The 12,811-nt window shown below is 43.5% G+C and carries 8 protein-coding genes and 1 pseudogene; 6 read left to right on the top strand and 3 right to left on the bottom strand.

Annotated elements, in window-relative coordinates:
- The first annotated feature begins 506 nt into the window (after window positions 1–506).
- Window positions 507–3,348 (top strand): annotated as a pseudogene (locus tag ACED46_RS14935) (Ig-like domain-containing protein).
- Window positions 3,349–3,672: 324 nt separating this feature from the next.
- Entirely contained in the window at window positions 3,673–5,295 is a 1,623-nt protein-coding gene (locus tag ACED46_RS14940) for a methyl-accepting chemotaxis protein (RefSeq protein ID WP_371721783.1), read from the top strand.
- Window positions 5,296–5,392: 97 nt separating this feature from the next.
- On the opposite strand, the gene ACED46_RS14945 is transcribed toward ACED46_RS14940, so the two are convergent.
- Window positions 5,393–5,818, bottom strand: a complete 426-nt coding sequence (locus ACED46_RS14945) for a DUF3010 family protein (protein WP_017071370.1) — start codon at window positions 5,816–5,818, stop codon at window positions 5,393–5,395.
- Between the two features lie 259 nt (window positions 5,819–6,077).
- Between ACED46_RS14945 and ACED46_RS14950 the strand changes: the two genes are divergently transcribed.
- Window positions 6,078–7,715 (top strand): methyl-accepting chemotaxis protein, encoded by a 1,638-nt coding sequence (locus ACED46_RS14950; protein WP_371721784.1) that lies wholly within the window; start codon window positions 6,078–6,080, stop codon window positions 7,713–7,715.
- 174 nt (window positions 7,716–7,889) lie between these two features.
- Here ACED46_RS14950 and ACED46_RS14955 read toward each other — a convergent pair whose 3' ends face one another.
- A complete protein-coding gene (locus ACED46_RS14955; RefSeq protein WP_017064934.1) occupies window positions 7,890–8,237 on the bottom strand; it encodes a DUF3316 domain-containing protein in 348 nt (115 codons plus the stop codon).
- A 209-nt stretch (window positions 8,238–8,446) separates the two neighbouring features.
- Between ACED46_RS14955 and ACED46_RS14960 the strand changes: the two genes are divergently transcribed.
- A complete protein-coding gene (locus ACED46_RS14960; protein WP_017064933.1) occupies window positions 8,447–9,316 on the top strand; it encodes a LysR family transcriptional regulator in 870 nt (289 codons plus the stop codon).
- Window positions 9,317–9,430: 114 nt separating this feature from the next.
- Here the strand turns inward: ACED46_RS14960 and ACED46_RS14965 are convergent, their stop codons facing one another.
- Window positions 9,431–11,092, bottom strand: coding sequence for a methyl-accepting chemotaxis protein (locus tag ACED46_RS14965; protein WP_371721785.1), 1,662 nt, complete (start codon window positions 11,090–11,092; stop codon window positions 9,431–9,433).
- A 275-nt stretch (window positions 11,093–11,367) separates the two neighbouring features.
- Here ACED46_RS14965 and ACED46_RS14970 point away from each other — a divergent pair, with 275 nt between their 5' ends.
- A complete protein-coding gene (locus ACED46_RS14970) occupies window positions 11,368–11,880 on the top strand; it encodes an RNA methyltransferase (protein ID WP_371713949.1) in 513 nt (170 codons plus the stop codon).
- 87 nt (window positions 11,881–11,967) lie between these two features.
- Window positions 11,968–12,804 carry an SGNH/GDSL hydrolase family protein gene (locus ACED46_RS14975; RefSeq protein ID WP_371721786.1) on the top strand — a complete coding sequence of 279 codons (837 nt, stop codon included), beginning with the start codon at window positions 11,968–11,970 and terminating at the stop codon, window positions 12,802–12,804.
- The last annotated feature ends 7 nt before the right edge of the window (window positions 12,805–12,811 follow it).

Raw genomic sequence — 12,811 nt, forward strand, 5'->3', positions numbered from 1 at the left:
AAAGGATCAGATCGCAGGACTCGAAAAAGGTTCAATTGATTTAGGCAACAACGCCTATCGAAGCTAGCGACCACTAAGTGACTTTTACTTTTTAAGTACTGTTTCTCTTGTTCAGTTAACCTTAAAGACTCAATAGCTTTAACTTGTAATGATAATAACGACAAAAATAAAAAAATTATTCAAGTTCTTCATATGAGCCTTGTCCCTTTAGATAAGGGATGCTTCACTTAAAATTAAATAGTAACGTTGTAATTATTTTCAATGTAAATGTTATATTTATTTTAATGATGACTAAAAACGTAACTTTACCAATTTTATCATCTTAATCGTTATCAAGAAAAATAGCACGTAAGAATTTTCCTACATGCTCCATCTTGTTGACCTAATTAGAATTATATTTAAATGCTGAAATTTACTGCTTAGCATTACATAACCTAAGTTTATATATAAGTAAATATTTATAACGTACCACTACTTCTCTAGCTATTTGAAAGGTCATTAAAATTATGAAAAGAACAATTGGAGCAGCAATGCTGATTATGGCGGGCTTCAGTTTGAACCCAGTTACTGCAGCGCTTGCCAACGATGTCAACATTGATGTATCCGCCTCAGAGTCCCAATGGTGGAGTACTTACCAAGTTGAAGTTAAAAACACATCTTCTCAGGCGATAGATATGAGAAGCTCTGTTCTTGAGTTTGTCCTACCCCATGCGACAACTGATATTCAGTTTTCTTCTCAAGGTTTATCTTACCCAAACCAAAATGTTGAACATGAGACAACAATGGATGGTGTTCTACATAAAGTCACATTCTCGTTCGATGATGGCGCTTGGGTAAAGGACGAGCTACTTTCTGATACTGCGTTTTTCCTTTCGTTAGGGATCAACGGTCAGTTGCCCGATCTCGATTCTTTTGAAAACTCCATTAAGTTTAATGGGGAGGGGGGGGGAGACACCTCCAGTCCCTGAAGTGCAGCTCTCTATTCTTTCTCCTTTTGAAGGTCAGCGTTTGGTCACAAACCAAATTACTGAAATTCTAGCCTCAGTTGAGGGTGAAGCGGCATCCAAACTTGAGTTTTGGGTAAATAATTTGAAGATTGCAGATCAACCTGTTGATCAAGATGTTACGAATTATTCACAAACATGGACACCTAATGAATTAGGGGATGCTGCGATTCATGTTTTGGTTTTTGATAGCAGCGATAAGCAGATCGAGCAGAAAACAGTGACGGTGAATATTGAGTCTGACCAAGACTTTTCAGCACCAGATGTGAGTTTTATTAGCCCGGAAGACGGGGCAACGTTTAAGAAAACAGAGACCGTTTCTATTTCTGTCGATGCTTTTGACGTAGATGATGATTTATCTACGGTAGTGATTAAATCTGATAATGCACCAGTGTGTGAATTTGATGCAACTAAAGTCGAGCAATTTAGTTGTGATTGGCAACCTGATAAAGCGGGAACCGTCGTGTTAGATGCTGTGGCGACGGATGAACAAAATCTTTCAACAACAGCAAGCGTTCAGATTACGATCACGGAATCGAGTAACAGTTGTGGTGACGTACCTCAGTATCAAGATGGCGTAAACTATCAAGTTGGTGACCTCGTTTCGAATGCCGGCGAAATGTTCTCATGTACTGTTTTTGGTTGGTGTGGTAACCCTGTTTGGACTCCTGGAACCGGTCACCCGAACTATCCTGATGCTTGGAAAGACGCATGGGAAACTGAAGGTCAGTGCGATCCAAATTTAGCCCCAGAGATTGAACTAATAAGCCCAGAAAATGGCGATCGTTTACAGCCTAATCAGTCGTTTGATGTGATTGTTGATGCATTCGATGAAGACGGCGAAGTTGTTAAGGTTGAAGCGCTGCTCAATGGTACTGTCATGGCTACGTCAACGGAACTGACTCCTGACGGCAACTACTTACTGGAAATTCCAGGTCAAGTTGAAGGTTCTTATGAGTTAGTGACAACGGCTTACGATGACAAAGGTGCGTCGACTGCAACCAAACCAATCACGCTCGCTATCACCGATCGTGATCTGGCGGTCGGTCTGACTTCTCCTATTGATGGTTCGAGCTTTACCCAAGGTCGTAGTATTAAACTTGTCGCAGAAGCTCAAAGCTTTGTCGGTGATATCAAGTCAGTGACCTTCTTAGTCAATGATGTAGAACTCACGACAATTACACAGGCACCATACGAATTCGAATGGTTAGGTGCGCAATTAGGAACACATACGATTGAAGCTGTAGCACTTAATACTGTTGGTGACACCCAAACGACACCAACATCGACGATTGAAGTTAAAGAACCAACACTCGATACTGGCTTGCGAGATAATCCAGATCGGTCGATTTCTTATCTTACATCTTGGGGATTGACTGATATTGAAGAGTTAAATAACTCTAACGGTGATGCGTACTTCTTATCGTTTGGTAATTGGGATGCCAACGGTAATATCAAAGTTAGTGATGATATGATCACGCCGAAATATGATCCGAGCTGGATGGCTCCTGGCTATCAATCCTGGACAGAGCTAAAACACAGCCATGATAACAAGACTATGATGGTAGCGTTTGGTGGTGCAAGTGATGAGCGAATTTGGAGCCTGATGGGGTCAGAGCAAAGTCGTGAAGCCATTGCTAACGGGCTTGTTGAAATGATGTCTCAGCCATACCCGGTTTATAAGAAAAACCTGAGCCCAGATGAGATGGTTGGTGAATGCTTAGCAACGGATTGGCAAGGGGATTGTGATTATACTAAGTACCAGTTAGCAGGCTACGTGAGCATTGATGGTGTTGACTTCGACTATGAGACGGCAGCGCGTTTAACTGAAAAACAAAACCGCGAACTTGAAGATATAATTAATAGAATTCGTGACAAGATTGGCCTAAGCAAGATCCTTTCATTAACCACTTACCATGTAGGCGCTGACCCTGTTGAGTGTGCGAATCCAAACGTATACGAAAACTGTTCATTCATTGAGTCAGATCGCTCTGCTCACCACGGAGAAGTTATATCACTGCTTCAGAATACTCGAGATACGATCGACTTCTACAATGTGATGGCATATGACGCAGGTGAAAACTTTAAGTATGACGTTGCGATGGCGAACTATTCGTATCACGTACAAGATCCAACGAAGATCGTTTTAGGTGCAACCATTAACAGTCAGTGGGGACCTAATGGCCGTTTTGTAGAAACTTACGAAAACAATATTGAGCGTGCTCGTTGGCAGAAAGCAAATGGATACGGTGGCTTTTTCATTTGGACTCTGGGTTCAAACAATCAAAGTTTGACACTTCAAGAGCAAGTGGACTACTTCAATGACATGATTGAACAAAACTAAGCATGGAAGAAAGAGTACAGTGTTCTAACCAAATGGGTTACTTGGCTTACTCTGCTGATTCCCGCTAATTACTCTTTGATAGAGAACGACTCATCATGAAAGAGGCTCAATTGAGCCTCTTTTTTATTATGCATATATGTTTCTATCCCTTATGTGGCAAGGTTCTGAGTATTATGTATGCCGGAAAAATCCTACAAGAAAAATTGTGAGTAAATGGTTAATTTGGCGTGACATTATGTCGCACAGGATTGCCAATACTGATTGGAAGCATGTTGGCTACGGTTAATGTCACTAATATTCAGTTTTTACTTTAGGGAAGTATTCATGCAAAAGTTGTTCAACAATCTCACCATTAAGCAGCTCATCTTGTTACTCACGATATGTTCGCTTGCTACAGTGTCTTTGTCTATCGGTTACTCCGCTAGCAAGTTAAGTGATGTTAGCAAATCATCATCAGTGGAAGTCAAGAATGCTGTTAATGTCGTTTTGAATGTTGTTAATGAGCAAACAATTCCGTTTTGGCAATTGAGACTCGATTTAACTCGCTCTATATATTCACATGATGAGAGAAAAGCTTATGGAGACAAGCTCGAACGGTGGTATCGCGATTATCAAAATCTGTTTGATCGTGTTGGTCGATCTGAATTTGATCAAGATTTCATTCAGAATATAGATGATTATTATAAAAACAATAAGAGAGCCAAAGAAGTTTTTGATGGATACGAAAATGGCCTAGTATCAAAACTCGAACGAGATGAATTCATAGCAAAAGGGCGTGAGATAAGTGTTTCAATTCGAAATGAACTGGCAAATAGATCTCAAACTTATGCTTCTCTTGTTATTACGGAAATCGAAGAAGCTGAAACTGAAATACACCAAGCCATTTATATGTTGGTTGGCATCTTGTTAATCGTAGTTTTCGCCTCTTTCATTGCAGGCTTCTTATTATCGAATTCAATTTCTCAGAAGATTTACCGCGTATGTAGAGCGCTAGAAGACTTATCTCATCAAAAGCTCACGACAAGACTGCCTGATATCGAAGGTAAAAATGAAGTAAATATACTCGCCAAGTACTACAACCGTTCGGCTGATAATCTTGGCGAAGTTATCAATGACCTGACCAATATCGCAGAGAGTGTCGCGGCATCTTCTGTGGAATTGAGTGCTGTGATGACTCAATCCTCAGGCAATGCGCAAGAAGAGAGCCATCGGGTTACTCAGATGGCGACAGCAATTAATCAGATGTCTATGACGGCGAAAGAGGTAAGTCAGAATGCTAGCCATGCCGAGCAGCAGGCGGGTAATGCGACTGATTCTGTAACTAACGGGCACGTGGCAGTGAAGGCTTTGGAAGACATTTCTAGTCAGATTTCTAAATCTGTGAATAGTACAGCTGGGGCGCTTGAAGAGCTGAAGTCATACTCGCTTGATATCAACTCTGTCATTGACGTGATTAGTAGCGTGTCAGAGCAAACGAATTTATTGGCGTTGAACGCTGCAATTGAGGCAGCTCGTGCTGGCGAGCAAGGTCGAGGCTTTGCAGTTGTCGCCGATGAAGTTAGAAACCTAGCAGGCAAAACTCAGCAATCGACTGAGAGTATTCGTACCTTGATCGAAAGACTTCAAGAAAAGTCAGAAGCAACCAATATTGAGATGTCGAGCAACATTGAGCTAGTCACACAATCTAGAGATGCTGTGGAGTCGGTAGCGAAAGCATTTTCTTCTATCATCGAATCGGTTAACTCAATCTCGGAAGTGAATATCCTTGTCGCAACAGCTTCAGAGGAACAGTCAGCCGTGAGTAGCGACATATCCAAGAACGTAGAAGTAGTGTCGGATGTGGTTAGCCAGAACGTTGCGGGCATTGCGCAAAGATCGGTCGCGACCGAGGAGCTTGCGAGGTTAGCGGAAGAGCAACAGCGTAAGCTCAAAGAGTTTACTGTTTAGCCTGTGGCGCGATTGATGTTATAACTCGTAAACCCAGAATTAAAACAAAAAAGAGCCTGACGATGCAGGCTCTTTTTTGTAAATCTTGCGCTAACGATTAGCGCTTCATCAAGCAAGCGTAAGCCGTTGTAAACGGTGCTTCTTGGTATTGCTTAAGGCCAGTTTCTTTGAACTTCATCATAAGAGGGTTGCGCTTAAGGCTCTCCTTGATGTCAGCAGGTGATACAACGGTTACGTCTAGGCCGTCGATCAACTGAATTGCTGCTTCTAGTTTGAAGCCGAAGCCACCGCCAGCAAATTTGCCTTTAGTCTGACGTTGGCGAATTACAACTTTTTCTACTTGGTAATCTTCCATTAACTTTGCAAAAGAGAATTGAAAGTCTTTCATATTCTGTGTGTCGTTTGCGTCGCTAATCGCAACCTTAGAAACTCGGCAATCAGGAATGTTAAATACGCCGTCTGACAGAGAAAGAAGACAGATGACTGCATCGTTACCTTTGATTTCAACACCACAAATTTTCATGTTCTTACCTACTTATTTTAGAGCCCTACATTATGGTGTTATTTCTAACACTTCTCCAGTATTTGCGCGTATCAGCAGCAAATAAGTCTAAATCAGAGAGTATTTTAGTCGCCGAAAGTTAACCTTTGATTGAAAAAACATCACACGAATTTACGGTATCGTTTGCTATGAGATGAAGCTCACAAAAGCTTAGCGGGATTTTATATGTGTGCTGTATATTGCGCGCGCATCCCTATTTGAAGTGTGGTTATTAATCCCAATGAATATCAATAATCTTTCGATTAAGAGTAAAATCGCGATCCCGCTGTTGGTGATTGTGATTGTTTTTTCTACCGTTACTGTGCTCAACGTTATCAGATCAAATGCTCAAGCTGCGATTAATAATGAGCTCAATAATGTGGTTCAGCCCGTGTTAGACAATTTGGAAGATGGGTATCGTGACATTTATCAAGTTATCGCTTCTGCTCAAGGTCTATTACTCTCGAAAGACCAAGCGGCGATTGAGTACCAAAAATTTGAATTTAAAGACAACGCTTACAAAGCGGTTCCTCGTTTTGAAAGTGTCGAAACCTTGTATCAAGCGGGCGTGTTGGATCCATCTTCACGTGGCGAGTTATCAAAGCTTGTTAACGCGATGAGCAAGTGGGTGGCACTGCACGAGCCAATGTTCGCTGATCCGGCAAACGCAGACCAATACAATATTGATTATTCGCCAGCGCTTGACGCAGAGTTTGCGATCATTCGTACTCAACTGCGCGATATCCGAACTCTGATCGAATTAAAGCAGAAAGAGCTTCGCCAGCAAGCTGATGACTCTATTGAATCGAGTAAGTTGATCATTGAAGTAGGTATGGCCGTTGCTGTTTTCGCTGCATTTTTCGCTATGTGGTTATCAAATCGCTTTATCGTTCAGCCAATCCAGAACGTAGAGAAAGCAATGAATGAGATTGCATCGGGTGACGGTAACTTATCTCAACGTATGAAGGTCGAAGGTAATGATGAGATCGCTCGTTTGAGTTCTGCTTTCAACCAGTTTGTTGGCAAGATCCATGTCGCCGTGGAGCAAGTTATTCTCACATCGAACGCAGTACGTGGCGAGATGGAAAACATCAAATCACTCACGCAAAGTGTTGCTGAGTTTTCATCGAACCAACAGCGAGAAAGTGAAGTGGTAGCTGCGGCAGTCCATGAAATGCAAGCAACCAGTGAAGTGGTGAGTGGTAATGCATTAGACGCTGCAACCGCGAGTAACGTTGCAAACCATGAAGTGGAATCGGCTGATACTACGCTTGGCTTAACTGTTACTTCGATTGAACGCCTTGCGCAAGATATCGAGAACGCGGGTGGTGTGGTTCAAGAACTGGACACAGACGTGAAGAACATAGCCTCAATCCTTGGCGTGATCAAAGGTATTGCAGAACAAACCAACCTACTTGCTTTGAATGCGGCTATTGAAGCGGCACGAGCGGGTGAACAAGGCCGTGGCTTTGCGGTTGTGGCTGATGAAGTTCGAACGCTTGCGAGTAAAACTCAAGACAGCACTGGCGAAATCCAATCAATGATTGAACGCTTAGAAGTGGGTGCTAAACACGCGGTTGGTGTGATGACTGAAAGCAAAGTGAGTGGCGAGAAAACCATTGTTCAAGCAGGAACTGCAGCATCTTCATTGAGTGAGATTCGTAACTCAATTGGCAAGATGAATGACATGAACACACAAATTGCTACGGCGGCTTCGCAACAGTCTCAAGTGTCTGAAGAAGTGAATAAGAATGTTCAACGCATCGCTGAAAGCACCATGCAAATGGTTGAGATGGCAAGCAGCGCAGAAAATGCATGTATGGCATTGGCTGAACAGTGTGAAGCGCTAGATAGCCTTGTGTCTCAGTTTGAAGTGTAATTTTCAAAATTAGACAGACGAATATGAGCTGATAATGGTTGCTCGTATTGAGTCCCATTAATCAGCGGTGAACGACAAAAAGCCCGCACTCTATGAGTGCGGGCTTTCTTTTTGACTAGGTGATCAGTCTTTTGACTAGGTGATCAGTTTTTAGACCTGATCAATCACTCAGTGTTAGCTGCTAAGACCGTCTTTGTATGTGTAACGGTAGTCCACTTTTACGTTCGCTTGGTAGTGGATGTCGCCGTTCATGTTAGTGATCTTTTTCACTTCCATATTTGCATCATCAATCTTGAACGAATCGTATTTGGTTGTCTGTTGGAACTGTGGCAGTTCTCTTGAAAGCTCAAAAGGTGTTTTTGCGCGTAACTCATCCATAAGGTTGGTGCCTGCATCGTATGCTTCGACTTCACTAGCATATGTGTCAGATTTTAGCGTTGTTTCTTGAATTGTTGTTTTAGTTGCTGCAAACGCAGTGGTGCTGAGTACAAGAGTTGATGCAAGTATGATTAACTTCTTCAAAGGGATACCTTACTTTGTTGTACCAGTGTTTTAGAGATTCTCACCCTAGCAATAGGGGATGAGGTTAATGTTAGGACAAAAATATGGTTCTGTAAGGGAATGACTATAGGTGCCGAAGATTAATGCACAGCGCATATCAAGCAAGGTGACACTGATATCTAACTTCAATACACTGTATGGGTAACCAAAGTTCAGCATAAGGTAAAGGCATGGCCAATTGGGAAGGGGTAAGTGAGTTTGTTGCAGTGGCAGAGCGTGAAAGCTTTACTGGTGCGGCGCAGAAGCTCGCTACGTCGGTGGCTCAAATCAGTCGTAGAGTAGCAAACCTCGAAGAACGACTCGCAGTGAAACTGCTCAATCGAACGACTCGAAAGGTGTCTCTTACAGAGGCTGGGCAACTCTATTACCAACAATGTAAGTTGTTGGTCGAAGGTTTAGAAATTGCTGAGCTTGCGGTCACGCAGATGCAATCAACACCCAAAGGCTTACTGAAAGTCACCGCGCCTGTGACTTATGGTGAGCGCCAACTCGCCCCAATACTGCATCAATTCTTAAAGCTTCACCCGCAAGTAGAGCTTGAGCTGATGCTGACCAATCAAAAGCTCGATCTTATCGATTCGGGTGTTGATGTTGCGATTCGTCTTGGCCGCTTGGAAGACTCAAGCCTTGTGGCAAAGAGGCTGTCTCAACGCCAACTTTATGTATGTGCAAGCCCTGAATATATTGAACGTTATGGCGAGCCGCATACATTATCAGAATTAAATAATCACCAATGTTTAGTCGGTGGATTTGAACATTGGCGTTTCAAAGAAAATAGACGCCCTCGCTCAGTTCGTGTTAACGGACGCATTAAGTGCAACAGTGGTTTAGCCTTGTTAGACGCAGCTAAGCAGAGCATTGGCTTGGTGCAGTTGCCTGAATACTATGTGAGTGAAGACCTTGATTCTGGTGAGTTGGTTGAGGTGCTGTCCGATTATCGAGATGACAAAGAAGGGATCTGGGCGCTTTATCCTCAGAACCGCAACTTATCTTCAAAGGTTCGCCTGCTGGTGGACTTCCTTTCTGAGCAATTGGATTAGTGTATGGCTTAAAACCTCCACCGATAAAAACGGGCTTCAGAATAGAGATTCTGAAGCCCGGCGTGTTTTAGGATTAATTATCGTTTGATTACGGCTTACTAGACCGAAAATGTATTAGACGGTGAAGCGATCCACCAAGTGATACAGCTCATTTGCACGACTGTTGAGGTTTTGGCTACCTGTACGGTTTTGATTCGCGAGTTCTGCCGATTGTGAGCTTTGGTCAGAAATCACCACGATGCGTTGAGATATTTCTTGTCCTACAATATTTTGCTGTTCAGTGGCTGTCGCAATAAGCGAGTTCATGTCCATGATGGTATCAATCGACGCTTGGATCTTCGCCAGTGCTTTGGCTGCGGCATTCGCTTCTTCCACGGTTTGCGCACTTCGGTTTTGACTTGAATCCATCGCTTTCACAGCAGCATCTGAGGCAGCTTTAAGTTGCTCAATCATCTTGTGAATGTCGCCAGTGCTTTCTTGAGTACGGCTTGCCAGTTTACGAACCTCATCGGCAACCACAGCAAACCCACGACCTTGTTCGCCTGCACGTGCAGCTTCAATCGCGGCATTCAACGCGAGTAGGTTAGTTTGCTCGGCAATGTCTTGGATGACCGCCAACGAAGAGGAGATATTCTGCACATCACCTTCTAAACGAGACACGACAGTGTTGGCTTCTGATACTTCGCTCGCTAGGCCTGCCACCGAATCTGCAGCGGCGTTTACTATCTGTTGCGCTTCTTTGGCATTGCCCTCTGCAAGTTTAGCGGAATCCGCCGCTTGGCTAGCGTTGCTCGAGATCTCTTGCGCCGTTGTGGTCATTTCAGTCATCGCCGTTGCAACTTGTTCAGTCTCTTCACGTTGCCCAGTAGCAATCTCGTCGACCTGCGCAGCGCGAGAAGACATGCTAGATGTCTCGGCTACGACTTGCTGATCGACATCGCTTACGCTGCGAATGATGGTTTGAAGGCTTGCCACGAAGGCGTTGAAGTTCTCGCTGAGCTTAGTGAACTCAGGCGCTTTAAATGTTTCCATTCGAGCGGTTAAATCGGCTTCGCCACTCGCGAATGCGCTGATTGAACGATCAAACTGCTCGAGTGGTCGCATGATTGTGCGGTTGACGGCAACGGCAAACGCAGCAACTACTAGGGCAATCAAACCACAGAATATAGCGATCGCCGTCAATGAGCTTTGTAACGCGACATTCGAGCTCTCTTTCATCTCTGCGATTACAGCATCGATGTCGTCAGTATAAAAACCTGTGCCTAGCATCAAGTCCCACTGGGGAACGAATATCGAGTAGCTCAGTTTCGGTAGAGCTTCTGATTGACCAAGTTTTGGAAAGTAGTAGGTGGTGAACTCACCAAGCTTTGAGTTCTTGATCAAGTCACGAATCAGGTAGTTGCCTTTTTTGTCTTGCAGGTCGTAGTAGTTTTTACCAATGCCATCGTTATTTTGCCCAACAACTACTCGAACGCCTTTAGAGTCGTAGCCAAAGATGTAGCCAGACTCGCCATATTCGAGAGTTCTTAATGTCGGTAAGGCTTCTTCTAATGTTGCACCTCTTTCCAAGAACGGGCTAATAGAAGATTGAGCCATTTGCAGATACGCTTTAAGTTCCTTTTCTTTCATCGCCATCATATTGCTACGCGTCGATTCTACTTGTTGTGCGGTTAGCTCGGTGCTCTTCATATACGTCACGCTCATCATCCCAATTGCCATCAGTAGCAGTGGAATAAAAGAGAGAATATAAAGGCGGTTTTTGATGGTTAGGGTCATGTCACGCTTCCTGTGTGATTGTCTCATGCAATTTTCAACACATTATTAATGTGGTTTCAAAATGTAAATGGGCTTGTTGTTTAATTGTTACCCTAGCGTGTTTTTGTTTTATAAATATGATGACGGTTAGATTTTTTTGGTGAGAAGCCTTGCAACTAGAGGCTTAAGGGCGAAAAAGTGAGTTTGTATCGATGCTTTTGAATTCGACTCTGCTTTGTTAGAATGCGACGCTTTGTAGCACCCTGCTATGTCTATTCGTTAAGTGAGAAAGATTCATGAACAAAAGCCATGTGACTATTGGTTTAACTAACCCAAAGAGCCCGACAAACGTTGGTGCTGTTATGCGCGCGGCTGGTTGTTACCAAGTCGACGAAGTTAAATACACAGGGCAACGCTACGAAAAAGCCGCTAAATTTCACACCGATACCAAGAGTGCTGCGCGAACCATCCCGTTGACCGGTGTTGAGTCGTTTTTAGACAATCTTGATCCTGAAACTAAGATCATTTGTGTGGAACTAGCAGAAGGTGCAACACCACTGCCGCGTTTTAAACACCCAGAAAACGCTATCTATATCTTTGGCCCTGAAGATGGTTCTATTTCTCAAGATGTTGCCGATAGAGCGGATCACGTGGTGTACGTACCAACAGTTGGTTGCATGAACTTGGCTGCGACGGTGAACGTGTTGCTTTATGATCGCCTTGCGAAATCCGATGAAATGGATGAGAGCAACGAGCTGATTAAGAAAAGCCGTGATAATCGTAATCATCTGCTAATCAAAGAAAAGTAAATCTCTGCTTCTAGTGTTATCTATCCCGTACGCAATCGGATATTATCTTGAGTTCATCACTAGATAATTGAAGGGTTAGATAACACCATGGAAGACAAGCAATTACTTGCCGCGTTGCAGCAACACCCTGTCCTCGATCTATATCAGTTATTTCAAGAAGTTGGTCAAAACAGCTCTCTGTACGTATTACTAGAGAGGTTATCTTCCCTTAAAGAACACCATCAGCTGAGTACTCGTCTTAGCCCTTTAAAGCCATATATCGAAGGGTTGCTAGCTCAATTTGATGACACAACGCCAGATAGCGAGATCCTCAAGGCAGTCGCTCTTCAGTCTGAGATTCAGCAACGAGGCCACAGTATGAGTCGTTACATCATGACATCAGATAACCATCGCCATTTTTCCCCAAGTGCAGACCTAGTCATGTTTGGTGATTCGATCACCGAATGGGCCCCGTGGGCGGATATCTTTCGCGATGTTTCGATGGTCAACCGTGGCTTAGCGGGTGACACCACAACTGGCATGTTGCGCCGTATTGATACCACGTTGAATGTGAAGCCAAAGCTGGTGTGTTTTATGGCAGGGATAAACGATTTAGCTCAGGGTTATGATGTCGACCATATCTACCAGAACTACATTGATATGCTTAAGGTGTGGCAAGAAAATGAGATTCGCATATTGGTGCAATCAACGCTTTATGTTGGCTCTAAACTGCAAGGTTTAAATCCGTCGGTTGAACTGCTCAATAGCAAGCTAAGCGAGTACTGTACACAGCAAGGCATTGCGTTCTTAGATGTGAATTCAGTATTGTCGCCTAATAAGCTGTTGTCGAACAAGTACTCGTGTGATGATCTGCATTTGAATGCGAAGGCTTATCAAACTTGGGCTGAGATACTTCAACCTACGATAGCTGAGCTACTAAAATAGACTCACG

The organism is Vibrio sp. 1S139 (assembly GCF_041439475.1).
Classification (GTDB): domain Bacteria; phylum Pseudomonadota; class Gammaproteobacteria; order Enterobacterales; family Vibrionaceae; genus Vibrio; species Vibrio crassostreae_C.

Bases quoted from the DNA above. Each gene is read 5' to 3' on its own strand.
- ACED46_RS14945 (WP_017071370.1), bottom strand. From the start codon at position 5,818: ATGAAAATTTGTGGTGTTGAAATCAAAGGTAACGATGCAGTCATCTGT.
- ACED46_RS14970 (WP_371713949.1), top strand. From the start codon at position 11,368: ATGAACAAAAGCCATGTGACTATTGGTTTAACTAACCCAAAGAGCCCG.
- ACED46_RS14950 (WP_371721784.1), top strand. From the start codon at position 6,078: ATGAATATCAATAATCTTTCGATTAAGAGTAAAATCGCGATCCCGCTG.
- ACED46_RS14975 (WP_371721786.1), top strand. From the start codon at position 11,968: ATGGAAGACAAGCAATTACTTGCCGCGTTGCAGCAACACCCTGTCCTC.
- ACED46_RS14960 (WP_017064933.1), top strand. From the start codon at position 8,447: ATGGCCAATTGGGAAGGGGTAAGTGAGTTTGTTGCAGTGGCAGAGCGT.
- ACED46_RS14940 (WP_371721783.1), top strand. From the start codon at position 3,673: ATGCAAAAGTTGTTCAACAATCTCACCATTAAGCAGCTCATCTTGTTA.
- ACED46_RS14965 (WP_371721785.1), bottom strand. From the start codon at position 11,092: ATGACCCTAACCATCAAAAACCGCCTTTATATTCTCTCTTTTATTCCA.